Source organism: Hymenobacter sp. PAMC 26628 (assembly GCF_001562275.1).
GTDB lineage: Bacteria > Bacteroidota > Bacteroidia > Cytophagales > Hymenobacteraceae > Hymenobacter.
Map to the genome: position 1 here is coordinate 3,879,445 of NZ_CP014304.1, position 26,064 is coordinate 3,905,508.

General features: G+C 65.0%; 16 protein-coding genes and 1 tRNA gene. 6 read left to right on the forward strand and 11 right to left on the reverse strand.

The window, feature by feature from the left end; genetic code table 11:
* Positions 1-53 precede the first annotated feature (53 nt).
* Positions 54-908, reverse strand: a complete 855-nt coding sequence (locus tag AXW84_RS16840; RefSeq protein WP_068235835.1) for a maleylpyruvate isomerase N-terminal domain-containing protein — start codon at positions 906-908, stop codon at positions 54-56.
* Between the two features lie 6 nt (positions 909-914).
* The gene (locus AXW84_RS16845) at positions 915-2,054 is read right to left on the reverse strand and encodes a cystathionine gamma-synthase (RefSeq protein ID WP_068235845.1); all 1,140 of its coding nucleotides are present in this window, start codon (positions 2,052-2,054) and stop codon (positions 915-917) included.
* Positions 2,055-2,253: 199 nt separating this feature from the next.
* Between AXW84_RS16845 and AXW84_RS16850 the strand changes: the two genes are divergently transcribed.
* The 4 genes from AXW84_RS16850 (at position 2,254) to AXW84_RS16865 (ending at position 6,104) form a co-directional block, all read left to right on the forward strand.
* Positions 2,254-4,143: a serine hydrolase domain-containing protein gene (locus AXW84_RS16850; protein ID WP_068235847.1), complete on the forward strand. Its 1,890-nt coding sequence runs from the start codon at positions 2,254-2,256 to the stop codon at positions 4,141-4,143.
* 120 nt (positions 4,144-4,263) lie between these two features.
* Positions 4,264-4,989 (forward strand): TVP38/TMEM64 family protein, encoded by a 726-nt coding sequence (locus tag AXW84_RS16855; protein ID WP_068235850.1) that lies wholly within the window; start codon positions 4,264-4,266, stop codon positions 4,987-4,989.
* A gap of 97 nt (positions 4,990-5,086) precedes the next feature.
* Positions 5,087-5,160: transfer RNA gene (locus AXW84_RS16860), tRNA-Arg, on the forward strand.
* Between the two features lie 365 nt (positions 5,161-5,525).
* Entirely contained in the window at positions 5,526-6,104 is a 579-nt protein-coding gene (locus AXW84_RS16865; RefSeq protein WP_068235855.1) for a DUF4468 domain-containing protein, read from the forward strand.
* Positions 6,105-6,300: 196 nt separating this feature from the next.
* On the opposite strand, the gene AXW84_RS16870 is transcribed toward AXW84_RS16865, so the two are convergent.
* From AXW84_RS16870 to AXW84_RS16900, 7 genes are all read right to left on the reverse strand, one after another.
* Complete coding sequence (locus AXW84_RS16870) at positions 6,301-6,963, reverse strand: hypothetical protein (RefSeq protein WP_068235857.1); 663 nt, start codon at positions 6,961-6,963, stop codon at positions 6,301-6,303.
* Between the two features lie 226 nt (positions 6,964-7,189).
* A complete protein-coding gene (locus tag AXW84_RS16875; RefSeq protein WP_068235862.1) occupies positions 7,190-8,632 on the reverse strand; it encodes a hypothetical protein in 1,443 nt (480 codons plus the stop codon).
* Between the two features lie 137 nt (positions 8,633-8,769).
* A complete protein-coding gene (locus tag AXW84_RS16880; protein WP_068235865.1) occupies positions 8,770-9,702 on the reverse strand; it encodes a hypothetical protein in 933 nt (310 codons plus the stop codon).
* Positions 9,683-13,246, reverse strand: a complete 3,564-nt coding sequence (locus tag AXW84_RS16885) for a hypothetical protein (RefSeq protein ID WP_068235868.1) — start codon at positions 13,244-13,246, stop codon at positions 9,683-9,685. Before AXW84_RS16885 ends, AXW84_RS16880 begins: the two co-directional genes overlap by 20 nt.
* 182 nt (positions 13,247-13,428) lie before the next feature.
* A complete protein-coding gene (locus AXW84_RS16890; RefSeq protein WP_068235873.1) occupies positions 13,429-14,895 on the reverse strand; it encodes a hypothetical protein in 1,467 nt (488 codons plus the stop codon).
* Positions 14,896-15,052: 157 nt separating this feature from the next.
* Positions 15,053-15,511 (reverse strand): hypothetical protein, encoded by a 459-nt coding sequence (locus tag AXW84_RS16895; RefSeq protein ID WP_068235876.1) that lies wholly within the window; start codon positions 15,509-15,511, stop codon positions 15,053-15,055.
* Positions 15,512-15,649: 138 nt separating this feature from the next.
* On the reverse strand, positions 15,650-16,957 hold the full coding sequence (locus tag AXW84_RS16900; protein ID WP_068235879.1) for a hypothetical protein: 1,308 nt from the start codon (positions 16,955-16,957) through the stop codon (positions 15,650-15,652).
* Positions 16,958-17,194: 237 nt separating this feature from the next.
* Between AXW84_RS16900 and AXW84_RS16905 the strand changes: the two genes are divergently transcribed.
* Together AXW84_RS16905 and AXW84_RS16910 are read left to right on the forward strand one after the other, a co-directional pair.
* A complete protein-coding gene (locus AXW84_RS16905) occupies positions 17,195-18,211 on the forward strand; it encodes an NAD(P)/FAD-dependent oxidoreductase (protein ID WP_068235882.1) in 1,017 nt (338 codons plus the stop codon).
* Between the two features lie 168 nt (positions 18,212-18,379).
* Positions 18,380-18,697, forward strand: coding sequence for a 2Fe-2S iron-sulfur cluster-binding protein (locus tag AXW84_RS16910; protein ID WP_068235884.1), 318 nt, complete (start codon positions 18,380-18,382; stop codon positions 18,695-18,697).
* A gap of 159 nt (positions 18,698-18,856) precedes the next feature.
* Here the strand turns inward: AXW84_RS16910 and AXW84_RS16915 are convergent, their stop codons facing one another.
* The gene (locus AXW84_RS16915) at positions 18,857-19,477 is read right to left on the reverse strand and encodes a hypothetical protein (RefSeq protein ID WP_068235887.1); all 621 of its coding nucleotides are present in this window, start codon (positions 19,475-19,477) and stop codon (positions 18,857-18,859) included.
* A 134-nt stretch (positions 19,478-19,611) separates the two neighbouring features.
* Positions 19,612-25,821 (reverse strand): alpha-2-macroglobulin family protein, encoded by a 6,210-nt coding sequence (locus AXW84_RS16920; RefSeq protein ID WP_068235893.1) that lies wholly within the window; start codon positions 25,819-25,821, stop codon positions 19,612-19,614.
* Positions 25,822-26,064: the final 243 nt, after the last annotated feature.

The following is a 26,064-nucleotide window of genomic DNA, read 5'->3' on the forward strand; positions in this document are numbered from 1 at the left end:
CCCCCTACCTACGCCGCGCACGGCCGGTCGTATCGGGCAAACGGGGGCTGCTGCTAGGCCATCACGGCCACCAGCTGCAATACCGGCAGGGCAAGCCGTTCGTCACCAATTATTTCTGCTTGCGCCCGGGCCGCCGCCGGAGCCAGCCCTTTGGTGAACAGCTGCCATGCCGTGGCGGGCGGCAGCGCCACCGCGGCGGCGGGGGCCCCGGCCAGGGCGCTGGCATCAAGCAGCTGCCAGGCGCCGGGGCCCCGCGCCAGCCGCCACGTGCCGCCGCTGGGGCCCTGCACCGCTACCTGCACCAAGGTACCCACGGGCGCTGCCACGGCGCGGTAGGCGTGCGGCAGGCCGCGCACCACGGTTTCGAGGAAGGGCCGGAACAGTTCCGGCGTCAGCAAAGCGGCGGTTTGTCCCACGGCCTCGCGGATTTGCTGCTGGTGGTGCCACTTCTCGGTGTAGTCGCGGGCGACGTGAAACCAGTTGGGCGACTCGGTTTCGCCGGCCAAGGCCACGGCAAAGGCCGCCGGGGCCCCGGGGTCGAGCGTGGCCAGGAACTGCGCGTACTCGGCTCCCGACGCGGCCAGCCAGTCGATGAGCACGACCGGACTCAGGCGGCGGGCGGCCGCTACCCACTCGGCGTTCAGGCGGTTGAGGTAGGCCAGCAGGTCGGCGTAGGAAGTGATTGCGCCCGGCGGCTCGCCGTAGTAGCCGTCGCGCAACATGGAGAGCGTGCGCAGGTTGCCGTCGAGCAGGTGGGCGGCCACGTCCTTCACCGCCCACTGCCGGGCCCGCGTGGGGCGCTGCCAGTCGGCCGGGGCCAGGCCACGCAGCAGCTCCAGCAGCAGCCGGTCCAGCACCGGAAATAGTGGCAGCACGTCGATGGGCGGCGGGGCGGGCGGACGTTCCACGGGGCCCTAGCCGATGGCCTGGGCCAGGTCCTCGATCAAGTCCTCGGCATCCTCGATGCCCACGCTCAGGCGGATGAGCGAATCCGAGAGGCCAGCCTTGCGGCGCTGCTCGGGCGGGATGCTGGCGTGCGTCATGGTGGCGGGGTGGCCGCTGAGGCTTTCCACGCCGCCCAGGCTTTCGGCCAGGGTGAAGAGCTTGAATTTCTCCAGCACGGCAATGGCGTCCTCCTTTTTATCACCTTTGAGCACGAACGAAATCATGCCCCCAAAGTCGCGCATCTGCCGGGCGGCCACGGCGTGGTTGGGGTGGGTTTCGAAGCCGGGCCAGTACACGTGCTCCACTTTGGGGTGCTGGCGCAGGTACTCGGCCACGGCGCGGCCGTTTTCGCAGTGGCGCTGCATGCGCAGGTGCAGGGTTTTGAGGCCGCGCAGCACCAGGAAACAATCCTGGGGCCCCGGCGTGCCGCCGCAGGCGTTCTGGTAGAAGCTCAGGCGCTCGAGCAGCTCGTCGCTGTTAAAGACCAGGGCCCCCATCACGGTGTCGGAGTGGCCGGCCATGTACTTGGTGAGCGAGTACACCGAGATGTCGGCCCCCAGCGCCAGCGGCAGCTGCAAGTAGGGCGTGCTGAAGGTGTTGTCCACGGCCAGCAGGGCCCCGGCCTCCTTGGCAATGGCGGCCACGCCGGCAATGTCGATGACGTTGAGTAGCGGGTTGGTGGGCGTTTCCACCCAAATGAGCTTGGTGCGGGGGCTGATTTTTTCGCGCACCGCGGCCAGGTCGCGCATCGGCACGAAGTGGCACACGATGCCCAGCGGCTCGTACACCTTGGTGAAGAGCCGGTAGCTGCCGCCGTACAGGTCGTCGGTCGAAATCAGCTCGTCGCCGGGCTTGAGCAGCTTCATTACGCAATCAATGGCCGCCATGCCCGAGGCGAAGGCCAGGCCGTGCCGGCCGTCGTCGAGGGCGGCCAGGGCGTCTTGCAGCTGGGTGCGGGTGGGGTTGTGGGTGCGCGAGTATTCGAAGCCCATGTTCTTGCCGGGCGAGGACTGCACGTAGGTCGAGGTTTGGTAGATGGGCGTCATGATGGCCCCGGTGGCGGGGTCGGGGTGCACGCCAGCGTGGATGGCTTTGGTGGCAAATTTCATGGGCGGGGCAAAAGGTGGTCAGCCGGTGAACGTAAAAGCGGACAACAAAGGTCGGGGGCCGCGCCCGTAAGGCAAGCCACGGGCGGGCGGTACATCGCAGTATTGGTTTGGCTATATATATTTGGCTTTATTACAGCCCATTGCCCTGCAATTGCCCCGAATTACTTGTTCACCAGCTCCTTTCACGCGCTATTCTCGCATGCTGAAAAACCTACTGCTCGCTATTCTTTTAACCCTGGGGCTGGGGGCCCCGGCCGGGGCCCAGCCGGGCATTCCGCCCATGCGCACGCTGGCGCAGCTCCAGGATTCGCTGCGGGCCGTGATGGCCCGCGAGCACATTCCGGGGCTAATGCTCACGCTGGTCAGCCACGACTCGGTGCTGTTCGAAGGCGGCCTGGGGCTGGCCGACGTGGCCACCCAGCGGCCCGTGACGGCGCACACGCGCTTCCGCATCGGCTCCATCACGAAGACGTTCGTGGCCGCCGGCCTCATGCAGCTCATCGAGCAGGGCAAGCTGCATTTGAACGACGAGGTGCATAAAATCGCGCCCGAAATCCCCATCGACAACCCCTGGGAAGCGACCGACCCGGTGCGCGTGGTGCACCTGCTTGAGCACACCGCCGGCTTCGACGACATGGGCATCAACCACTTTCAAAATACCACGCCCACCGACCCGCGCGGGCCGGCCGCCCTGGCGATATTCCGAAACGAGCTGCGCTGCCGCTGGCGGCCCGGCGAGCGCATGAGCTACGCCAACCCCGGCTACCAGGTGGCGGGCTACCTGCTCGAAAAGTTCAGCGGCCAGCCCTACGAGCAGTACCTCACTGCGCACTTTTTGCGCCCGCTGGCCATGCCTGATGCCAGCCCGGCGCTGCACATCACCCCCGGCCCCGGCATGTCGCGGGGCTACAGCTACGCCGATGGGCGTTACCAGTCCCTCCCCCTTCTGCCCATCTACCTCGGCCCGGCCGGTTCGATGAGTGCCTCGGCGGCCGACATGACGCAGTGGGTGAAGTTTTTTCTGCACGAGGGCCGCACCCCGGATGGCCGCGCCCTGCTCCAGCCCGCCAGCCTGCGCGAGCTGGAAACCGTGCACACGACCCTGGCCAGCCGCGCCGGCCTGCCCGCCGGCTATGGCTTGGCCAACTGGCCCCTTGGCTTGCAGGGCAAAGCGCTTTTCCGGGGGCACAGCGGCGGCATGGCCGGGTTTATCAGCGCCTTCGGCTACAACCGCGAGCTGGGCATGGGCTATGCTTTCTCGAACAACGGCGGACAGCGCGCCCCGAAGCTGGAACAACTGGTGCAAGCATTTTTGCTGCGGCAGCTGCCCACGCGCGGGCCGTCGCCCGCGGTGCCGCTCGATGCCGCGGCCGTGGCGCCCTACCTCGGCCATTACCGGAGCGCCGCGCCCCGCCAAGAGCTGACCGGCCTTGCCGACTATCTGGCCGGTGGCGCCAATCTGCGCCGGCAAGGAAATCTACTGCTGCTGGAGCCCCTCATTGGCAAGGCCGACACCCTGATGCCCACCGGCCCGCTCACCTTCCGCCACCCGAATGAGCAAACGGCCACCACCGTGCTCACGCAAGACAAAGAAGGCCGGCGGGTACTGATAACCACACTGCCAACAGCGCAAGCTGATTATGCGTTGGCGGCGGGGTTCTGGTGGTGGCTGCCCCCGGCCTTGCTGGCCCTCTCCGTGCTACTAATTACCACCAGCAGCCTGGCCGCGCTGGTGGGCCTAGTGCGGGTATTGCGCCGCAAGCTTCCGCGGGCGCAGCTATTGCCCCGTCTGCTGCCCTTGCTAGCTACGAGTGCACTGGTGGCCACAGCAGGTGCCCTTACCAGCCTTGTCGAGCACCTCACGACGGACGGCCATCTGAGCTTGGTGTCCTCCGTGGCCGCTTCGCTGGGGCCACTCGTGTTCGTGGCCTTTATCATCGCCGGCGCGGTGCTCACGGTGCGGTACTTCAAGCGGTTCCGCCGCCCGGCGGTGGCCTGGTACCTGCTGCTCACCTACGGGGCCCTGGGCTGGCTGGCCGCGGTGCTGGGCGCTTATGGCTGGATGAGCCTGCGCCTCTGGACGGTGTAAAAGCCACTGACTGGGCCGCGCGCGCCGCGCCGCCGTAAACGGGCCCACCCGCCCCGGCTCCGGCCGGTGGCGGCGTGGGCCCGTTTCTTTGGGGCCCCGGCCCTACCCTTACCGTTCCCGATGGCTTTTTTGCGCGCGCTTTTCCAGAAGAATTTCTCCACCCTGCTCACCATGTTCCTGCTGGTGGCCGTGCCACTGCTGGGCTCGACGGCGGTGGCGGCGCTGCTCCTCCGGAACCAGCACTTGCTGGAAGGGCTGCGCTGGGGCCCCGCGCTGCTGTACTTCGCCCTCACGGCCGTCACGATGGCCTTTGCCCTCACGCCCACCACGTTCGTGGCCATTGCCACGGGCTACTACTTTGGCTGGGCGGGGCTGCCGGGCATGGTGGCGGCCTACGCCGTGGCCGCCGCCATCGGCTACGAGCTGGCCCTGCGCCTCGACCACGGCAAGCTGCGCCAGTTCCTGCACCTGTTCCCCAAGGCCGGGGGCGTGGTCGACCAATTACAATCCCAGAGCTGGTCGCTCATCGTCCTCACGCGCCTCTCGCCGGTGCTGCCCTTTGCCCTCATGACGTTCGTGCTGGCGATGGTGGGCGTGCCGCGCCGCCGCTTCCTGGCCGCCTCGGTGCTGGGGATGCTGCCGCGCAGCTTGTTTTTTTACTGGCTCGGCACCGAGGCCTCCGACGTGCTGGCCCTGCTCCGCGACCCCGACCAGGGGGCCCTGAGCAAGCTTGTACTGGTGGGGTTGGTAGCAGCATCGCTATTTGGCCTGTTTTTCGTGTTCAACCGGGCCCTGAAGCGCAGCTTGCAGGCAAATGCGGCCACCGACGCAAAAATCTTGCCCTGATACTGAACGGGTTTGCCGCGGCGCAGCAAAAAAAGTCAGGCCAAAGTTGTGGCAGCTCAAAAAGCCTCCCTACCTTTGTGCTCCCAACGCGGGAAATGGTTGTGTAGCTCAATTGGATAGAGCATCTGACTACGAATCAGAAGGTTTAAGGTTCGACTCCTTACACGACCACGAAAAGCCCCTCAGCATCACGCTGAGGGGCTTTTTTATTGCGTTTTTTTTAAAATAGGCCTGATCCAAAGGGCCCCGGCACGACAAGCCCACTGACGACGGCGTGCTTACCTTTGCTCCGCGCAACGGCCCTACCCCGCCGCGCTCTGTTTCAAATGATGCACCAAATCTGGCGAACGCAACGTTCGCGCCTCGATTTTTCCTAAAAGGCCCTCGGCACTGCGCCAAGGGCCTTTTTTTTATGCGCCAATCACTATGATTTAAGCCCGATTAAATAGTTTTTCTATCCCGCGGCCCGCAATGCGCCGCTCACAGTCGCCCTTCACTCCCACACTATACCCTCTATCTACCAACCCATTAGTTTTATGAAAAGCCTGCTACTCTTTTTATCCCTGGCGCTGGCCGCGCTGGCCGCGCCGGCCGTGCGCGCCCAAGATGCCCCCGCGCTGCCCATCGACCCCACCACGCACCTGGTGGCCTACTCCGCCGTGGTCGAAATCCCCGGGGCCACCGAAAGCGAGCTGTACCGCCGGGCCCGTGCCTGGGCCCTGCGCCGCTACAAGGGCGACGCGGCGGTGCTGCAAGTGCAGGACGCAGCCACCGGCAACATCATCGTTAAGGGCCGCACGCAGGCCCTGGTGAACGGCCACAGCTGCGGGCCCGTGGGCCACGTGCTCAGCATCCACGTCCTCAAGGAAGGGCAGTACCAGTACGACGTGACCCACTTTGTGAACACCCACCCTACCCCCACCGGCGATTACGGCATGGGCCCCTTCGAGCGGGAAAAGCCACACCTGGCCTCGGCCTACACCGACGCAGTAACGGATGCCCTCATGCAAAAAACCTGGAATCTGCTGCGCGTCAACACCGACGACGAAATCAAGACCATGCTCGGCTACTTGCAGGCCGCCATGACCGATAAAACCCAGGACGCCAAGCTGTAAGCCGGCCGCGGCCTACGCGGCGCGGTGGAAGTGCTCCCACAGGGCCCAAACGAAGCCCGCCGCCGCCGCGAAGGCCATTAACGCGTACACGATGCGGGTTTGGCGGGGAATAATTTCGTCGCGTTTCATGGGGGCGGGCCATTGGTAATCAACCTCCAACGGCCCGCCGGGGGCCCCGGTTGTTATCCCCAGGTTATTATTTGCCGATGGAGCCAATCTTGGGCTGAATCTGGATGATGAAGCGCTTGTTCTTGGCTTCCTCGGCGCCCGTGTAGCGGCCGGCGCCGCGGAAGCCGCTGCCGGCGGCTACCACCTCCAGGTTGGTTGGGAAGCGCAGGCCGGCCTGCTCCCAGAGCCGCAGCACGGCCAGGGCCCTACTGTAGCTGAGCTGGCGCACGGCGGGCCCGTCGAGGTTGTGCGGGTCGGTGGCGGGGTAGCGCAGGTCCTTAGCGGCGCGGCCCTCCACTACGATGAGGTACTGCACGTTATCCTGTTTGTTCAGGCTCTGCATTTGGCGCAGCAGGAAGCGGCCGGCCTGCACCAGGGGGCCCTGGGCGGCGGCGGGCAGCACGTCGCTCTTGGGCGCAAACGTGACTTCGGAGTTCAGCTCGTAGCGCTTGTAGCGCTGATTGTAGGTGAAGTAGCTGCTTTCGAGGCGTTGCAGCGCGGCCTTGATTTCGTCGAGCTTGCGCTTTTCCTGCACCTGCACCTTCAGTTCGGCAATCAGGTTTTCGTTGGTGCGCTGCTTGTCCTGGAAGCGCTTGTAGCTGAGCACGAACAGCACCAGCATCACCAGAAACAGGGCCGTCATCAGGTCCACGTAGCTGGGCCAGAAGAAATCTTTGCGGTCCTGGTTCATTTTTAGTTGCTATTTGTTCGTTGCTAGTTGTCCGCCATCTGGGGGGCCCAGGCCGTCATGCAGAGCGCAGCGAAGCGGAGTCGAAGCATCTCTACTGCGTAAGTAATTCAATCAATTGAGTTAGTGCTGCGGTAGAGATGCTTCGACTCCGCTTCGCTGCGCTCTGCATGACGGCCATGAATGGCACGGTGAGGGCATGGAGCCCGGACAACCAGCAACTAAAATCTCACTTTCTGTTCAGGCCCAGCGCTTTCTGCAACCAGCTGCGCTCGGTGAGCTGCTCGAGCACCGCATTGGTGCGCGTGACCTGGAACAGCAGCTGCTGCTGCAAGGCCGTGTCGGCGTCGAGGCGCTGCTGGAGGGCCTGGATGGCCTGGGCCGTTTGCTGGGCCTGGCGCTCCTGTAGCTGGTTCAGGGCCTGCTGCTGGGCCGGCAGCTGGCTGAACGGGTTGAGGTACTCGACGATGCGCTGGTAAATGTTGTCGGCCTTGAGCGTGTCGAAGCGGCGCTGCCACTCGGCCTGGGCGTTCTCGGCGTCGGCGTTGAAGTGGGCCAGGCGCGTGCTCATCATGCCCGTGAGCTGGCGGCTGGCCTTGTCGAAGTACTGCTCCGTGTCGGCGCCCATGCGGTCCATGCGCTCCTGGCTCTGGTTGAAGAAGCGGAACTGGCGGTCCACCGTGTCGTTGTGCTGCTGGAGCATGGCCGGCACCTGGTTGAGGCCGGTTTCGAGACCCGTGAGGCGACTCAGCAGGCCTTCGACCTTGCGCACCACCTCGCCCCCGGCGGCCAGCGTGGCATTTAGTTTTTCCTGGTACACCAAAAAGTCCTCGAACATGTGGGCGCTGCGGTCCATCCGGTCGAACACGGCCACCGAGGCGTTGGCCATCTCGGTGAACCCAATGCCCTGCAGCCGCTCCAGAAACCGCCGCTGCACCTCCGTACTGCTGATAATCTGGTCGATGAGCGGCCGCAGTTGTTCAAAGGCCGGGCCGATGGATTGAATATCGTTGACAAACTTAACGTTGAACCCGTCGAGCACGGTTTTGAGGGTACTCAGGCTGCCGGCCATGTCGGAGTGCAAAATCGGCAGCAGCTCCACCTGCAAAAACGAGTAGTAGTCGTTGCGCAGCCGCTCGGCCTGGCGGCGGGCCCCGCGGTACAGCGCATTGCCCCACAGCGTGAGGCCCAGGCCGCACAGGCTGCCCACCATGGCCACTGTGATGCCCCGCAGAAAGCCCGCGATGGCCGCGTCGTCAAACTTGCCGTCGCCCAGCACCAGGCTCACCAGCCCCAAAATGGCCCCGCCAAACGTGCCCATTAGCCCCAGGTAGAGCGGCAGCGACGTGGTGGCTTGGATTTCGCTGTCCAGGGCCCCCACCCGGCGCTCGGTGAGGTCTTGCAGGATGTTGAAGTCGGCCGTGCCCTTGTTTTTGAGCAGGTACACGTTGGTGTTGGCCAGCACTTCGGCAAACTCCGGCGAGGGCGCGGTGCTGGCCACCGTATCCACTTCGCGGTGCGTCGCCGGGTCGCTGACTTTGGTGAGAAGCAGGGCCCCGGCGCCGGGGAATAGTTTCTCTAAACGGCCAATCTGGGCACGGGCCCCCAGGAAGGCGCGCACTTGCAAGCCAATCAGCAGGATGACGGCCAGGGCCTCAATTATTACCAGCATAGAGTTGTTTTAGAATGCGTTACCGATTCGACCCCACCCCCGGCCCCTCCCCGATGGGGAGGGGTGCCAGTCGTCAGCTAACAGCTTGTTGAAGGCACCCCTCACCGCCGGGGAGGGGCCAGGGGTGGGGCCCCGCATCAGGCGAAATAAATGCGCGCCTTTCGCACGATTTCCCAGTCGTCGCCGTCCACACGGCGCAGCAGGCCGGGCGCCTCCGTCACGATGCGCGAGGCCGCGCCCTGGGGCAAATTAAATTCGCAGGCCGGCTCCAGCACGTCGGCGTAGGAGCTGATGTGGCGCGGGTGCGAGGCCACGTCGGGGTTCACCTGGAACGTGGTTTCGTCGGGCCGGGCGGGGTCCCAGGTCAACTCATAAATGCTGTTGTGGGCCGGCTGGCCCTGCAACACGTTGCGCCGGAACCGCCCGTTCACCGGCGCCGAGCTAACGTAGGCGCGCCGGGGCCCCACTGGCGCGGGCGGGGCGGGCGCCGGCTCAGCGGCTACCGCGGGCTCGGCAGCGGCTTGCGGCTCGGCGGCAACTGGCGCGGCCGGCGCCTCGGGCGGCGGCAGGGCAGTCGAGGCGGTTTTGGGACGGGGCGTATTGGCTGCCAGCTTAGGACGGTTGGCTGAGTTGCTGGCCGCTGAAGCAGCAGCGGGCCCAGCCGGGCCCGGCCCTGGCCGGTTTTGGTCGGCCAGGGCCCGGGCTATCATCTTCTGCACTTCCTTGAACTGCCCGGGCGTCAACTCATCGGTTGCACCTGCCAGGCGCGTGGTTGGGCTGCCGGAGCCGCTGCTTGACGACGAGCGGTGCCGGTGCTTGGGCCGGGTCACAACCAAAAAAGCCACGCCAATCAAGCTCAGCACCGACAAGGCCAAGGCCCACTCGCTCCAGTCGCGGCTGGGCGACACGGCCTGGGCAGCCACCGGTTGGGCAGCTGCTTCCTCTGTGGCCACTGTAGGTTCGGGGCTTGGAATGCCCTGGGCCAGGGCCCCATGCCCGCCGGCCAGCAGCGCAGCGCAAGCCGCCACACGGGCCGCCCGGCCACCGAAATTAAGCAGTTTGCGCAGCATAATGGCGTTCGTAAAGGCGTTGGGTAAGCTTGGGCAGCGCGTCGCGGAAGGCGAAAAAAAACAGCGTTTCGCTAATGGCCGACGTTTCCTTGGCTGTATTAGCGGAGAGCTGGTTGAAGCCCGCGTTGAGGCTGTCGCCCATCTCCTGGCGGAAGAACTCGCTCAGGAAATCGGCGTCGAACTCCACGTTCAGGCGCGGCAGCAGCTCCTCCACATCGGGGTCGTTGGCCAGGAAGTCGATGAGGCGCTGGGCGTTCACGAGCACCGCGTCGCGCCGCTCGCGGGCCTGGGCCAGCGTGGGCTGGGCGGCGCGGCCGGTGAGCGGCGGCGCGGCTGGGGCCCCGGCGGCATCAGGCGCTTCATCCCCGTCGGCGTCTTTTGGGAAGGTGTCGCCGATGATGGCGGAAGCCTTCATGTTTTCCATCAGGTCCTGCAGGGCCAGGTGCTCGCCCTGCTGGGCGGCGAAGAGGCGGGCCCCGCCGTTGGCGGTGGCTTCCTTAGGGTCGGTGGCCACGGTGAGGCGGAAGTCGGCGGGCACGGGCTGGCCGGTGGCAAAGGCCAGCACCAGCCGGGCCAGCTTGGTGGCCGTGGGCTGGCCGGGGCGGAAATCGAGCAGCTTGATGTAGGTGCTGCCCTTGCCGCTGAAGCTGAGGTGGCGCGGCAACGGGCTGAGGCCCTGGGCCTGCGCCGCCTGCCCCACGTGGTACGCAATGGCCGCGAAGTGCAGCAGCAGCACCACGCGCAGGTGCTGGGCCAGAATGATTTTCTCGCTGAACCGCAGCTGGTCGTCGAACCCAAACAGCAGGCTCACCACGTCGGAAGCGTAGAAATCGCCGTTTTTCATGGCCTTCTCAAACGCGTTGCGCGCCTTTTGGAAAGCGTCTTTGTTCGTTTCGTCGGGCACCATCTTACCCACCAGCGCGTCCTGGTAGCGCAAAAAGCCGTTGAGGCGGCCGCCGCGGGTTTGGCGCGAGCCGTCGCTCCACAGCACGTCGCCGGCGAAGCGGAACGAGCTGATGGCGGCCGGCTTTTCGCCCCGCACAAACAGCACGTCGGTGGTGCCGCCGCCGATGTCCACGTTCACGGCGTTCACGCCGTCGCGCGGCTCGATGGCCCCTTGCTTCACCAGGTCGAGGTACGGGGCCAGCGACTCGCTCAGCACCCGCGGCGGGAACTGCTGGCGCTCGCCAAACACCCACTTGTACTCCTCGGCCCAGGTGTTTTCGAACACCAGCTGGGCGGCGGCGTTCATGCTCAAGGGCCGGAACCACACCACTTGGGTTTTGCTCACGTCGCCGTTGTTGAGGGCCGTTTTGTGCTTGATGAGCAGCAGCATTTCCCGCAGAAAGGCACGCATCCGGCGCTGGCCGGCCTCGTTGTCGGCCCCGCTGGTTTCCCACTTCAGGTTGGTGCGGTAGTGGCCCACGGCCCCGTTCAGCTCGTCGCGGTTGATGTTGAAGCCAATGTTGACGTTGCCAAACAGCTGGGTAATCTGGCCCGCAAAAATGGGCGTTTCGCAGGTCGCCGTGCGAATCGGGAAGGCGTAGTCGGCACCCGATGTGCCGATGAAGGCGGGCACGAACTCGCGGTTTTGCACCGTGCGGGCGTAGGCCAGGCTGCCGAAGCTGGTACTGTAGCGCTCGGGCAGGGAGTTGGCGCGCTTCAGCGGTTGGTTCAGCGTCACCACTTGCAGCTCGTCCTCGGTGGCGATGCGGAAGGGCTCGGGCGTGGTGTCGGCGCCGCGCATCAGGGCCACGTGGCTATTGGTGGTGCCAAAATCGACAGCAAACGTGAAGTTAGCTGGGCCGCTCGTTACTGCTTTCCAGCGCGGCACCACCACGTTGCGCACCGTGCGAAAGGGCGTGCCCGGCGCATCCGGCAGCGGGCATTCCAGCTCCACAAAATCAAACGGCGCCTGCCGCAACTGGTAATAGATGCTGGCCGCGCCAAACGGGTTGCGGGCCACGCGCACCTGTTTTTCGGCCTGCCGGGGCCCCTGGGCGTCGTGGAAGTGCAGGTCGGCCAGCGTCGCGCCGGAGTTATCGTCCACCAGCATCACCTCGTAAGTGTTGTTGATTTCGGCCCGCTCGTGCTTGTAGAACGGAAACACGCCCAGGTTCACCAGCGTCTCCACCAGGAAGCCGTTTTCAGGGCGCTGGCTCACAGCGCTGGGCAGCTTGCGGTAGTAGTGGCGCTCGTACACCACGGGCTGGCCGTGCTGTACGGGCACGGTCAGGGTCACGGTCACGTAGTTTATCTCCACCGTGAACTGCACCAGGCGGTTCACGTCTTCCGGGGTGAAGTAGTTGAAGAACTGTTTCTTAATCGGCAGTAGAAACGGGAACTGCAAGTCCGCATCCGTGTCAAAGTCGGTGTACTGGTACGCCTTCCGGGCCCCCGGCGCGTAGATAACCGGCTGGCGGCCGGCGGCAAATTTGTCGCGGTTCAAGCCGTAGGGCAGCTCCACGAGGAAGTCTTCCAGCAGGTCGTTCACCGTCAGGTACGGGTAGGTGATGCCCAGTGCGGGCAGCACGCGGGCGGCCAGGTTGGGCTCGGCGTCGGCCCAGCCGATTTGGGCCCCCATGCCGGCCGCGCCCTTGGTGCCGCCGTAGTAGTTGCTGCCCGTCAGGTCGAGGTCGGGCTTGAGCACGAGCGGCGCGGGGCCCTCCAGCACGCGGGTGGCGGCAATGAACCAGTCGCTGGTACCCGGCTTCTGCGACACGCGCGCCTGGTACAATTCGGCCCCTTTGATGCGCACCACGCCGCCCTCGTAAGGCAGCGGCTCGTAGTCGGCCAGGAACTCGGTGGGGCTCAGGTTTTGGCCCGCCACGTCGTTCACGCGCTGCCGGTCGGTGTCCTGCAAGTAGCGGAACAGGCTATTGGCAAACGTCTTATCGCGCAGGTTCTTGTTCACGTCGAACCAACCGTACAGAAACTTCTGAAACTCCGGGGCCCGTTGCGCCAGCGGCACAATGGCCTGGTCGAAGTAGCGCCCGGTGCCGTTCACCCGCTGAATATCCAGCGCCCGCAGCCCTTGCCGCGCAAACACCAGCGTAAACGGCGACGTCAGCCCCAGCAGCTCGCGCCGCCCGCTGCCGCGCGCCTCCCCAAAAATCAGGAACAGCGTTTCGACGCCCGCAAACTGCGGGTCGTTCAGGTACAGGCCCAACGTGCGGCCCATCAGGCGGGTAGCATCGTTGCTTTGCAGGGCCCTAAGCTGGTCGTCTTTGTGCCAGGGTAGCAGCGTAAGGCTATAGTTGGCAAACTGTTGGCGAAAGAACAGCAGCTCCAGCAAGTCCAAGCAGTGCGTCACCAAGTGGTGGTACACAGAGGTGCCGTTCGGCTCGTGGCGCACAAACTCGAACGCCTCGGCCAGCAGGTGCAGCTGCCCAAACGGCGTCGGAATCGACGTGCTCGTGACGTGCGCCGAGCCGCCGTCAGGGTCGGCAATGGTTTTAATCTGGTTGTCGCTGATGCGGTCGGACTGCTGCCAGCCGCGAAGCAACGATTTACCCTGCTGGTGCAGGCGAAGGATGGTGCTCATAATGAGTTATCTAGCTCTACTATTTCACTGCTGGCGCGGGGCTCTGCCCCGTGCCGATTACGTTTGGGAGGCTCTGCCTCCCCGGTTTGAACGGCTTACGGTGGCAACGAACCTAACGGCGGGAGGCAGAGCCTCCCAAACATAGCCGGCACGGGGCAGAACCCCGCGCCATTGGCAATCTGCTAAAACCCCTTGATTTTACTGTCCACCGTCTCGCGCATCACCTTGCTGAATAGCTCCACGAACTGGCCCGGCCGGGTGGGGTGGCTCGTTTTGGTAGCGCTGTCGTCCAGCGACTTGCGCAGCGAATTGGTGACGATGCCCTTGTCGAAAAAGCCGGTTTCGACGCGCTGGCCGTACACCAAATCGTTGTAGTCAGCCGAGCCGAGCTGGAACGGCGCAAAGGCGCGGTCGTTGGCGCTCAGCTCTTTGAGCCAGGGCGTGAAGCCGTAGGCGGGGTTGTCGAGCAGCTCGCGCAGGGCCCTATAAAAGTCGTCGTGCTTCCAGTCGGCGGGCAGTTGCAGGGTTTTGGCGAACACCGCGTCCATCGTGCCGGGCAAGCCGTGGGTGAGGAAGATGGCGAAGAGCTGGAAGCGCGTCAGGGCCCGGCCCAGCAGCTGCAGGCTCTTGTCGGCGTCGAGCGAGCCGAAGCGCACCGGCCGGTCGTCCTTCTCCAGGCCGTACTCAAAAAACAGCTCCTGGCCTTGCAGCTCGGCTTTGCTGTGGGCCATAAAATCGAATACCGCCAGGGCCCCCACCAGCTCGATGAAGTGGGCCCCGTTGGTTTGATTGGCGCCGCCTTCCTGGTTGTCGTAGCTCTTCGTGACGGGGTCGGCCAGGTAGTACAACGAGTTGAGGCCCCGCAGATTAGTTTCGTAGTAACTGAGGGCCGCCTTGGTTTTGGTGATGAAAAACCGCGAGTCGATGGCGCTTTCCGCGCTTGGGTTCACCTTGAAGTAGGGCAGCACCGAGAGGCCGCCCATGGGGGCCTCGCGCAGGGCTTTTTCGTTGGGCAGGCGCTGGCCGCCACTCAGGTCGGGGTAGCGCAGGTTCTTGAGCAGCAGCGGGAAACCCGCCGCTCCGGTGCCCCCGAAGATGGAGCTGATGAAAAACACCCGGTCGCCGTCCTGCTCGTTAAAGTTGTTGGCAAACGCCTGAATTTCGGCCGAGCCCATCAGCCCGTTCAGCACCACCGAGCCCACGTTGGGGCTGCCCTTGAAGCCCACGGTGAGCGGGCTGGCCAGGTTTTCGGGCGTGAAGAGCAAATCCACCAGGTGGCGGCTTTCCACCGGCATCCGGTCGTAGTGCAGGTAGTCGCGGAAGCTCTCGTTGATGTTGCCGAAATCGTATACGAAAGCGTCCTTCACGTCGCCGCTGCCGGTTTGGGCAATGGCCGAGAGCGTTTTGATGTCGGTGTGGAAGAAGTCGCCCACGGCTGGGGCCGGCTGCAAGCCTTTGCGCAGCCGGGCGTAGGTTTTGAGCAGCTCCACGGTGCGGTTCATGTCTCCGTTGCGGGCATCGGGGTCGATGATGATGGGCACCACCGTGTCGCAGTTCTTGATTTCGACGCCCGCCGCCAGCAGCATCGTCAGCGAGCGAATCACGCGCGAGCCCGTGCCGCCGATACCGAATAAAAACAGTTTAGCCATTGAGGTAGAATAGGGTAAAAAAGTAATTAGCCCGTCATGCTGAGCGCAACCGAAGCATCTCTCCCGCTCACTAACTAGTATTTACTGCCGCAGGAGAGATGCTTCGGCTGCGCGGACGCCAGATGAGCATGACGTTCAAGGTATTCCAATGAGGGCCCTAATTTGGCCAGCGCACCGGTGTAGTGCGGGCGCTGGTGGAGAAGAATTTCACCACAAACGACCAAAACACGAAAAACAGGGCCCCGAACAACGCGTTTACGCACAAAAAGCCCAGCACGTAGCGGTTATAAGCCGACTGCTCAATGCCTTCCAGCGCCACGCCGCTGCTGTTGAGGCTTTCCGTGACCACCGAGTGCGCCTGCGAATACGCCAGCCCCGCCGCCACCACGGCCGTGAGCAGCACGAATAGCAGCCAGTGCGAAGTTTTGAACAACGCCGTGGTCAGCACCCGGTTCAGCACCACGTAGTACACCAGGGCCATGCCCAGCGCCACGGCGAAAAACGTGCTGAGGCCCACGCCGGGGAAGATGCTTTTTTGGTACACGGGAATAAGCGACGACGGCGCCGGCGTACCCAGTAAGGCTTGGTAGAGCGAAGTGAAAAGCTGTTGAAACATAAAGGGGTTGGGTTGGCAGATTGTATAAAAATTGGGCCCCCAGCGCTGTAGCGTAGATTCTGCGAGTCCGCGGCTCTCGCTTCGTCCTACCGATAACCGTTCGGCGACCGTTCAACGCGCGGACTCGCAGCGTCCACGCTACTCCGCGCGCTGCACGCGGATGAGCAAATCGAGGGCTTGCTGGGCGCTGGGCTGGTCGGCAAAGTAGTCGGCCACGCCCTGCATGACGTCGGTGAGGAGAAAGGTTTTGGGGCCCTGCTTGGCGATGTTGCTGTCGTTGGCGGTAGAAGTTTGGGCGACCCAGGCGGGCTGCGGGCGGGGCAGCGTGAGGTGCAGCAGGGCCCCGGCGCCGGGCACCTGGCCCAGCTTTATTTTGGCTAGGTGCGTGTACTGCTGCAAGTTAGCGTGGGTGGCGGCGCTGGGCTCCTGGGCCACGGGCCAGGTGCGCAGCAGTGTGGCGTCGGTGGCGGCGGCGTCGAGGCGCAGGCCTTGGGCGGCGGCTTTCTGCCACTCAGCGGGCACGCCTTTCAGGTCGAGGCCAAACACAACCTCAGCCGGCTCCTTGCGCGATACGCTTTTGGTGAAGCTCAGGGCCGGCACGCCGTTCACCGGGTCGGCCTTGTACCATTCGCCCTGGTTCTGGAAGTGGTCGAGCGCGGCGTAGGGCGGCGCAAACCGGGTGTTGAAGTGCGCCTGGGGCTGGCCGGCCAGCCGCTTCAGCAGCGTGCCGTCGACCTGGCCCACCAATGCCGGGGCTCCCACCACCCAGATGTAGTAGGGCAGCTTTTCGCCCCGCAAGGCCTGCGGGCGGGTGCGGTTGCCGGGGTAAAAATTGCCCCGGTACTCCGACGTGCCAGCGAATACCGACACGGCCAGCTGCGCCGCGTCGGCGGTGCCGAGGGCGTCCTTCACGTCGGTTTTCACGCGCCAGGTTTCGCCAGCGTTTTTGGGGCTGTAGATGAAGTCGGACACGATGATGCTCACCGTGCCGGGCCGCTTGGCGTGCAGCTTCAGGGCCTCGGCCAGCATCAGGGGCAGCTCGGTGCCCAGGGCGGGCTTCTGGATGCCGGTGCTCACGGCGCTGGTCAGGGCCCCGTAGCTGGTGGGCACCAGGATGCGCGGGTCGGCGCCGGTGGCTTCCTTCACGAAGTAGTAGGCCGCCGGGGCGCCGTGCTGGCCGTTCACATCCGAGAGCAGCGCGGCCACCGTTTGCTGGAAGTTGCTGCCAGGCTCGCCGGGCGCGTTGGCGTGCATGAAGCCCTGCATTCCGCCCGAGGCGTCGACCAACACGTTGAGCTGATTAATTTTATCGGCGGCCGCGGGGGCCCCGGCGGCGGGCTTGCCCCCAGCAATTTTAACGGGCTCACCGCCGGAGCCGCAGGCCACGGCCAGCCCGCTCAGCGGCAGCAGCAGGGCGTATTTTCTAAGAATCGAAGCTGAAATCATGCGCCGGGAAACGGACTGTAGGGAGAGGCAACGGGCACCGCGAAGGTTTCCGGCAACAAGGTAGGGCCGGCGCGCGGCCCGGCCGCTCCCTGCACATAGCAGGCCAAAGCGGCGCGGCCAACACCAAAACAGCCAACGATTTCGGGCCCTGGGTTGTTGTATTAGTACGGGGCCGTTGGCGGCCCCGGCCGCAACGGCTACCTTTGCGGCCGCTTGTTTCAGAGACTTAGCTCGTTTATGCCCAACGTAATTTCCACCGATATCTGCATCGTCGGGGCCGGCCCAGTGGGCCTGTTTGCCGTATTTGAAGCTGGCTTGCTCAAGCTCCGCTGCCACGTCGTCGACGCCCTGCCGCAGCCCGGCGGCCAGCTCACCGAAATCTACCCCAAGAAGCCGATTTACGACATCCCGGGCTTCCCCGAAGTGCTGGCCGGCGACCTGGTCGACAACCTGATGAAGCAGATCGAGCCCTTCCACCCCACTTTCACGCTGGGCGAGCGAGTGGAGCAGTTCGCCAAGCTCGACGACGGCACCTTCCAGCTCTACACCACCGATGGCACCGAGATTCAGTGCAAAGCCGTGGCCATCGCCGGGGGCCTGGGCTCGTTCGAGCCCCGCAAGCCGGCCGTCGAAAATTTGGAGCGCTTCGAGGGCGGCAAGGGCGTGCACTACATGGTGCGCGACCCTGAGCACTTCCGCGACAAGAAAATCGTGATTGCCGGCGGCGGCGACTCGGCCCTCGACTGGACCAACTTTCTAGCCAACGTAGCCTCGGAGGTAACGCTCGTGCACCGCGGTACCACCTTTCGCGGGGCCGCCGACTCGGCCGAGAAAGTGCAGAAATTGCACGAGGCCGGCAAAATCAAGCTCGTACTCAGCTCCAATGTGACGCACCTGCACGGCAACGGCCACTTGCAGGAAGTCACCATCACCGGCAACGACGGTGTGGCCGAAACCGTGCCGCTCGACGCCTTCGTGCCGCTGTTTGGCCTCACGCCCAAGCTGGGGCCTATCGGCGAGTGGGGCCTGGGCCTGGAGAACGACGCCGTGCAAGTAAACACGCTGGACTACAGCACGTCCACGCCCGGCGTGTTCGCCATCGGCGACATCAACACTTACCCCGGCAAGCTCAAGCTCATCCTTTGCGGCTTCCACGAGGCCGCGCTGATGTGCCAGGGCGCATTTAAATACATCTACCCCGACAAAAAATACACCCTCAAGTACACGACGGTGAACGGGGTGCCCACTTTGTAAACGAGAGAAAAGAACGTCATGCTCATCTGTCGTCCGCGCAGCCGAAGCATCTCTCCCGCGTAACTAATCTAATCGATTGGTTTACTGCTGCGGGAGAGATGCTTCGGCTGCGCGGACGACAGATGAGCATGACGTTCTGCTTGTTTCCTTATTTGACTCACTAATTATATGGAAAACGACATACGCATTTACGTAGAGGAGGCCCCCGGCCAGCGCCGCGAGCTGGAGGCCCCTACCGACATGGGCCTGAGCCTGATGGAGCTGCTCAAGGCCAACGACTACCCCATTCAGGCCACGTGCGGCGGCATGGCCCTGTGCGCCACCTGCCACGTGGAGGTGCTAGCGGGCCCCGTCCTACCGGAGCCCCAGGACGCCGAGCTGGACATGCTCGAAACCCTGCCCCACGTGTACGAAGGCTCGCGCCTGAGCTGCCAGATTCGCCTCGAGCCGCGTAATGACGGCTTGGTCGTGCGCATCGCTGGGTAATGCGCTGTAGCGTGGCCGCTGCGCGTCCGCGTCACTCGCTTCGTCCTGCCGATAATCGTTGGGCGACCGTTTAACGCGCGAACTCGCAGAGTCCACGCTACAAATCACAAAAAATCCCCGCCAGTAACTGGCGGGGATTTTTTGTGGCAAAAACCGAATCTAGCGGCGGTGCTTCTTGCTGCTCTTGTGGCTGGCCGTGGCCTTCTTTTTGGCAGACGACGACTTTTTGTGCGCGGTCACTTTTTTAGCGGCGGCCTTGTGCTTGGTTTTGGTCGTGCTGTGGTGGCTCTTGCTGCTTTTGGCGGCGCGGGCCTCCTTGGCGCGGGCGGCTTTCGACTTGGTTTTCGTCTTGGCGGCTTTGTTGCGGCTGGCTTTTGAGCTGTGCTTGCTGCTGCTGTGGCGGGCGGCGCGGCGCTCGGAGGCGCGCTCTTCGGCCCGGGCCTCGGCGCGGCGGGCGGATAGCCAGGCGGCGTGGCGGGCGGCGTAGGAACGGGTGGTGTGGGCTTCGCGGGTGGCTACGGTGGCTTCTTCGGGCCGGGCCTCTTCGGCGCTGGCCGTGGCGTGGGCGGTAGCGTCGTTTTCGGGCGAAGCGGTGGCATCGTCAGTAGCGGCGGCGCGAACGGTTTCGGCCTTTTTGCGGCGCACCGGCATCAGGAAATCGCGCTCGGCGCGCTCGCGCAGGCTCAGGTTTTCTTCGCCGGGAAGTTTCGTTACGGGCGTCTGGGCGTGGGCCGTGCCCAGGGTCAGAAATAGGGCCGCCAGGGCTAACAACTGCTTCATAGTATAATCATTATCCAATTGGTCGAAAGGCAAAGCTAAGCCCATTCTTGGCAAGATGCAAGTGCCGCCGGGCCCCCACCTGGCCCGGCGGCCACCCCGTTTGCCCCCGCCCGGGGCCCCGATTTGCCCCCCTCCTACCGCGCAATGATTAGCCGCTGCCCAGCCGAATTGGCCCCAAATTCGGGCGCGTACAGGCACTGTACCTGGCTTAGGCCGCCCGAGAAATCGCCGGCCTGGCTGGCCCGCAGCCGGTACTCAAACACGTGCGTGCCGCGCGGCACGGCGCTCAGAAAAAAGTTAGTGGCCGCATCGCGGGGGCTCTCGTAGTAGCCCAGCCCGTTCTGGTAGCGGTAGCCGCTGAGCTGACCGATGGGCTCAAGGCCGGCGGCGCGCTGGTCTTTGAGGTGCACGTACTCTAGGGCCCGGTCGGTGCGTAGCACGAGGCGCACCACCAAGGCGTCGCCCACTTTGAGGGGCGCGGCGGCGGTTAGCTTTTCGAGCATGGGGCCCCCGGCGGTGCGGGTTTCGCGGTAGAGCTGGCGCTCCAGGCTGAGGGGCGTGGCGGCGGGCGTAATCCGGTCGATGTCCTCAAAATACTGCCAATACAGCGCGCCCCAAGCCACGCCCGCATCGGCCTTGGCGACGGTGACGTTGCCCTGCGCGGGCAGGATTTCGGCCGCCGGCCAACTGGTTTTGAAATAGCCAGTGCCGGCCTGGGCCGCTTCGGGCCGCACGGGCTGGGCCCCCACGCTGATTTGCAGCGGCTGCGGGGCGGCCAGCCAGTCAGAGCCGCGCAGCAGCAGGGCGTAGCAGGCGTCGGCGGTGGCGCGGGTGCTGGGCCAGTGGTGGGTTTGCTTTTGGGTGAGCAACCAGAGCTTCATTTCGTCAACCGATTTCTGGTCGTTTTTCACTTCGTCGAAGGCTTCGATGAGCGTGGCCTGGGTTTCGGTGGGGGCTTCGCGCCAGTAGTAGCCGCCGGCCACCTCCTTCCAGTACATGCCCAGCGCGGGCGAATGCAAGGCGTTTTCGGCCAGGGCGCGCAGGATTTGCTGGGCCGCCGGGGCCCCCTTGCTTTCCCGAAACAGCGCCAGCGCCACTTGCGCTTGCAGGTAGCGCGTTTGGCCCGGCCAGAACTGGGCGGCCTGCCCGCGGTAGTAGGCGTAGGCGGGCTGCGCGGCTTTGGCCACGGGCTGGCCAGGCCAGAAGCTGCGGGCGTACAGGGCCTGGATTTGCAGGTCGCCGAGGTGGTTGTCGGCCAGCTTCACGGCCTTTTGGCGGCGCAGCTCGGCGTAGTCGCGGGCGGTGGCGGCGTCGAGGTAGCGCAGGGCGTTTTGCAGGAGGGGGCGGGCGGCGGCGTTTTGGCTGGCGTCGAGGGCCCCCAGTTTTTTCAGCTTGCCGAAGCCGGCCACGATGAGCTGGGTGAGGTAGCGGTCGGCGGGCATTTTTTCGAACCACGGAAACGCGCCGCCGGGCCCCTGCATGGCCTGGAGCTTGGCCAGGGCGCGGGCGGTTTCGGTGCGCAGCCGCACGGTATCAAACAGGGTGGTGAGGCGGGCCAGGCGCTCGGTTTCGCCCTGCGCGTCGCGCACCCAGGGGGTTTCTTGCAGCAGCAGGTTTTTCAGCTCCTGGTTTTGGTTAAGCTTGCTTTCCAGGGCGTTGCGCTGGGAGGAGGTGCCGCTCTGAGCTTGGCGGTTCCACTCGGCCAGCACGGCTTTGAAGCGGGGATTGGACCGCAGGATTTGGGCGGCCAATGCGTTGGCGTAGAGCCGGCTGAACACCTGCTCAGAGCACTCGTAGGGGTACTCCATCAGGTAGGGCAGGCTCTGCACGGCGTACCAGGCGGGGTTGGCCGTCATTTCCAGCGTGAGGGAGTAGTTACGCCGCGTGGGCGAGGCGGGGCCGGTCAGCTTCTTCAGCTCGAAGGTGCGGGCGCCGGGGCCCACCATGGGCAGCGGCAGGCTCTCGGTGACGAGGATGCGGTTGGGCAGCACGGGCAGCGTGTTTTCCTCGCCGTCGGTGTAGGTAGTTGTCAGTTGTTCGTTGTCAGTTGTTCGTTTTTTGCGGGCCTTCCGTTGGCTCTTTGTTAGTTTGTCAGCCGCGTTTTTTTGCTCACTAACAACCGACAACGAAGAACTAACAACTACCCGATACGTCACGGCTACCGGCGCAAAGTCGGCGGGCAAGCGCAATTCCCAGCCCAGGGCGGCGCTTTGGTGGGCCCCGGCGGCCACGGGCTGCTGGGCGGGGCCCCGCAGCAGGTGAGCGGTGAGGTCCTGGCCGGTGGCGGCGTCGAGCAGGAAGAGCTGGGCCGTGCCGCTGGTGGCGTAGTTGGTCAGGTTCGAGAACTTGGCGGGGAAGGTGAACGTGTCGCCCTGGCGCAGGAAGCGCGGGGCGTTGGGCGTAATCTGCACTTCCTTTTGGGTAACGAGCTGCCGGGCCAGCTGGCCGGTGCGCAAGTTTCGGTCGTGGGCCAGGGCCAGCAGCTGCCAGCGCGTCACGGCCTCCGGCATCTGGAATTCGAGCACCACGTCGCCGTTCTTATCGGTGCGCAAGGCCGGCTCCCATAAGGCCGTTTCGCGGAAATCGGTGCGGGTGGGCACGGTGGAGAGGTCGGGTTGGGCCGGCTTCGCAACGGCGCTCACGGCACCCGTCAGGTCGGAGCGTTTTTGCGTCCCATAGCCCACTACCACCACTTCGTTTAATGATTGACTATCAGCCATCATCGGGGTTGCGGCAGCGACGCTTGAAATTCCTCGTATCCTGACACTTATCCTATTGCCAGGGGCCCCGCGCCCCATCAATCTATTTTCAAAGGCCAAAGCCCAGTCGTTTAATATTGGATAGCTCACCGCTAATTGCCTAGGCTCCGCACCCGGCTCCGCCAACGAAACAGAATTCAACTCCCCAAACTGCCCCTGCCACCCAAACCGCGGCGGGTAATACCGGTTCCCAAAGCCCAATCCCTGGAAGCTGTGCGGCCGGAATACGTCCAGGCTCTGGTCGTAAAGCGTGGCCAGCAGCTCGGCGGCGGCGGCTTGGCCGGTGGCTTGGTGGATGGCGATGCGCCAGGTTTCCTTTTGGCCGGGTTGGAGCCGGTCGCGGAAGGTGCTGATGGCGAGCTGCAACGGCTGCGGCTTTTCGGTTACCTGCACGGTAGCGTCGTGGCGGTAGAGGCGGTTGGCGCGCACCTGCGTGGTGTGGATGTACAGGGGCCCCGGGGCGTTGGCGGGGCCACTTGCTACGGCCACGCGGCGCTGCTCGCCGGCGCGCAGCGTCAGCCACTCCTGGCGCAGTAGCTGGCCGCCGTGCTCCACTTCGAGCAGGATGCGTGTCTCGGCCTCGCTGCTGCCCAGCAAGATGGCGGCGGATTGGCTGGGGGCCACAGTGTCGGCCAGCGCCACAAACCAGTCGGGCGTAGCGAAGGGCACGGTGGGGGCCCCAGAGTCATAGAGCGTGAAATTGTGCAATGCCCGCGCCGAATCGCGGCCCGCAGCACGGGCTTCGAGGCGGTAGCGGCCGGTGGGCAGGGCCCCCAGGGCGGCGCTCAGGGCGAGGGCGGGGCTAGCGTTGGTGTCGAAAGCCAGGGTTTTGACCAACTCTGGCGCAGCTTCGTTCTCCACGGTTTCGGGCGCGAGACCGGGCACGCCGGCTGGGTTGGGGCGGTAGCGCAGGGCCAGCAGGCGCAGCGTGCCGGCGGCCGGCAGCGGCTCGCCGGTGGCGTTAGTGCCCAGCAGCCGGAAGGTGGGCAGGTGCTGCTTGTCGGCCAGCCCGGGGCCCTGGATACTCAGGCTGAGCGGGTTGCGGCCGATGGGAAAGCCGCGGGTGGCGCTGCGGGTTTCGCCGGCCGCGTCGGTCACGTCGGCCGTCACTTCGAACAAGTAGCTTGGCTCCCAGCCGCTCCGGCCGGCCCGCGGGGGCCCCAGCGGCGGCGTGAACGTGACGCTGAAGCGGCCGTCGGCGTCGGTGGTGGCGGTGCCGTGGGCAATTTCCTGGTTGCCAGCGCCCGGGCCGGGGCGGTAGCCGCCGCGGCGAAAATTGTAGTCAAACAGCGCGTACAGCTCGCGGCGCGTGACACGGTAATTCACCGCGGCCCCGTCGGTAGCCTGCCCAGCGTAGGCGCGGGCGTGGCCGCTCACGGCCAGCGGCTGGCCCAGCTGCGGGCGGCCGGGCACCGAGTCGAGCTGCACGTAGAAGGTGGGCCGCTTGTAGTCTTCCACGGCAAACTGAATACTATTATCGTCCGTCCGCAACGTCATTTCGCCGTTGAGCAACCCAGTAGGCAACACCAGTGAGCCATTAAAACTGCCGAAATCGGACGTAACAAAGGGCTGCGTTTGCACGGTTTGGCCATTCACGTCCACCATCCGCACGCTTACCGACTGTTTAGCTAGCAGGTCGGCTTTGCCGCGGAGCACCTGCGTAAGAATGCCCTTGAAGTACACCGTCTGCCCCGGCCGGTAAATGGCTCGGTCAGTGAAAAGAAATGTGCGGCGCGCGGGCTGTTCAACAAGGGGTTTACCGGACGTAGCATACTGCTCGTTTTCTATGTTCACCAGCAACGTGTCGCGGCCTTGCCAAACCTGCGCCGTGGCTAGGCGCTCGTGCTCTGTCGGCGCCGTTAGTAGAAGTGGCGCGGGCACGGCTATTTCGCCAGTAGCGGCGGCTTTTATTTTTTCCCCCAGGCGAATATCAGTTCGGGATTTGGTACGGTTGTAAGCCTGGTATATGCCCCGCGCCGTGGCGTTCGTTAGCAGGGCCCCACTTTGCCGGTTCAGTAGCAACAGCGTCGTAACGCCCGTTTGCCCATTCACCCGTTTCACGGCACTTAATTCGCTAGCGCCCACGAATGCATACGCCGTTACGGTACCCGCCTGTGCTGATGAAGCCGCCGCATCAGTAGAAAGCCGGGCCTTGTTGCTCAGCAGTACGAGGTAATACCCAGCCGGCAACCCTGTTCCGGCAGCCGCTATTTTTTGGTCTTTGTAATCGCGTGGGTGCGTGGGCACTGGCACGGCCCAGGTGGCCGCGGGCGCAACGCGTAAGGCACGGGCATATTGCTTAGAAAGCGGCCGCTCATCGTAATCGCCCGACTTTTCCCACTCCTTCAGCGAAACCCGATACGCCCAGGCGTGCAGCTCCGTCACGTTGCGGGCCGTCACGTCGAGGCGCCAGGGCTGGCCGGGCACCACAATTTCGGCGGCGGAAAAGGTTAGCTCTGGCCGCTCGATTTCGGCGCGCAGGGCCCGGGCACGGGCCGCCCCGCGCGACTTGGGGAACCGCGCTTCGGCAGTCCGCGCCCGGGCCACGGCGGCCACCGGGGTGCTGTCGCGGGCCAGGACGGCTTGGGCGGCCAAGAATTCGGTGCTGATGGGCAGCGCTTTGTAGGCGTCGGCTGCGCGGGCCAGGGCGGGGCCGTACGCATCGGCCAAATCGGTGTTTTGGGTGAGGCGGTGCAGGTAGTCGAGGCGCTGCAAGTCCACGGCGGCCAGGGCCCCGGGGTTGGCGGCGGCCAGCGGCAGGCGGGCGGCGGTGAGGCGCTGCAGCAGCTGCAGCGCCAGCCGCGGGCCGTTCAGCGGGTCGGCGGCCGGGGCCCCCAGCGGCAGGCCGGCAAACTCCTGGGCGCTGCCGAACAGCTGAGGATCAGTTACCTGGAACTGCTGCACGGGCCGGGTGAGGTACAGTTCCTGGTTTTGCAGGCCGGCGATGGCGCGCTGGGCCAGCAGGTCGTAGAGGGTGGGGCGCAGGGCGCGGCCCTCGGCGTCGCCGCCCGTGGCCAGGTCGCCGAGGTCGGCCAGGGTGGTGGTAAGCTGGCGGGCGGGCGCGTCTTCTACCGACTGGAAGTAGTGCCGCACGATGGCCGCGCCGAGCCGGGCGGCGTCCCAGGTGGCGAGGGTGGTGCCGCCGTCGGCCGCGCCGGGCGTGTCGCCGTCGGCGGTGGGCGGGGCCCCAGCGGTGCGCTGGTACAGCTGGTAGCGGTGCTGGTTGTAGTAGTCGGCGTAGAGGCCGGCCAGCAGCGAGTGCAGCACAGGCCGGGCCGGGAACTGGGCCGTTTTCACGTCGGCTTCGAGCAGGGCGATGGCCTTCTCGTCTGCGTCGTTTTCCTTATTCTCCAGCAGCCGGATTTTGTAGAGCAGGGCCCGGACGTAGGCCGGGGCGTTGTTTTCGCGCCGGGCCTGTTGGTAGATTTTTTCGACCAGCGGCGCGGCGGTGGCGGTCTGCTCTTTTTGCAGGAGGGCGTCGATTTTTTTCCACTGCGCGGGGTACGGCGTGGCGGGGCCCGGCGCGGCGCGGTCGGCAAAAAAGGTCAGCAGTAACAGCAGGCAAGCAAGCAGAAACGGGCGCATAATCGGCAACGAAGGGAGAGGTTGGGGCCTTAAAGATGCCGGGCTCCACCAGATTCCACACGGGCCGCGCAATTAAATGCGTTTCGCCCGCCACCCGCCCGCCGCAAACATCATTTACTGATAATCTGCGCCATAAGGTTTATATATTGCCGGAAGCCGATCTTTGGGCGGGGTATTTCTCTGGCCGGAAAACATAAATTATTTATCCGTGGCAACAGCCGCCGGGGCCCCGCGGGCGGCCGG

What these genes read in the sequence shown, in the direction of transcription:
- AXW84_RS16885 (WP_068235868.1), bottom strand. Translation starts at nt 13,246, where the DNA reads ATGAGCACCATCCTTCGCCTGCACCAGCAGGGTAAATCGTTGCTTCGC.
- AXW84_RS16855 (WP_068235850.1), top strand. Translation starts at nt 4,264, where the DNA reads ATGGCTTTTTTGCGCGCGCTTTTCCAGAAGAATTTCTCCACCCTGCTC.
- AXW84_RS16910 (WP_068235884.1), top strand. Translation starts at nt 18,380, where the DNA reads ATGGAAAACGACATACGCATTTACGTAGAGGAGGCCCCCGGCCAGCGC.
- AXW84_RS16890 (WP_068235873.1), bottom strand. Translation starts at nt 14,895, where the DNA reads ATGGCTAAACTGTTTTTATTCGGTATCGGCGGCACGGGCTCGCGCGTG.
- AXW84_RS16895 (WP_068235876.1), bottom strand. Translation starts at nt 15,511, where the DNA reads ATGTTTCAACAGCTTTTCACTTCGCTCTACCAAGCCTTACTGGGTACG.
- AXW84_RS16900 (WP_068235879.1), bottom strand. Translation starts at nt 16,957, where the DNA reads ATGATTTCAGCTTCGATTCTTAGAAAATACGCCCTGCTGCTGCCGCTG.
- AXW84_RS16920 (WP_068235893.1), bottom strand. Translation starts at nt 25,821, where the DNA reads ATGCGCCCGTTTCTGCTTGCTTGCCTGCTGTTACTGCTGACCTTTTTT.
- AXW84_RS16845 (WP_068235845.1), bottom strand. Translation starts at nt 2,054, where the DNA reads ATGAAATTTGCCACCAAAGCCATCCACGCTGGCGTGCACCCCGACCCC.
- AXW84_RS16850 (WP_068235847.1), top strand. Translation starts at nt 2,254, where the DNA reads ATGCTGAAAAACCTACTGCTCGCTATTCTTTTAACCCTGGGGCTGGGG.
- AXW84_RS16865 (WP_068235855.1), top strand. Translation starts at nt 5,526, where the DNA reads ATGAAAAGCCTGCTACTCTTTTTATCCCTGGCGCTGGCCGCGCTGGCC.
- AXW84_RS16905 (WP_068235882.1), top strand. Translation starts at nt 17,195, where the DNA reads ATGCCCAACGTAATTTCCACCGATATCTGCATCGTCGGGGCCGGCCCA.
- AXW84_RS16880 (WP_068235865.1), bottom strand. Translation starts at nt 9,702, where the DNA reads ATGCTGCGCAAACTGCTTAATTTCGGTGGCCGGGCGGCCCGTGTGGCG.
- AXW84_RS16870 (WP_068235857.1), bottom strand. Translation starts at nt 6,963, where the DNA reads ATGAACCAGGACCGCAAAGATTTCTTCTGGCCCAGCTACGTGGACCTG.
- AXW84_RS16915 (WP_068235887.1), bottom strand. Translation starts at nt 19,477, where the DNA reads ATGAAGCAGTTGTTAGCCCTGGCGGCCCTATTTCTGACCCTGGGCACG.
- AXW84_RS16875 (WP_068235862.1), bottom strand. Translation starts at nt 8,632, where the DNA reads ATGCTGGTAATAATTGAGGCCCTGGCCGTCATCCTGCTGATTGGCTTG.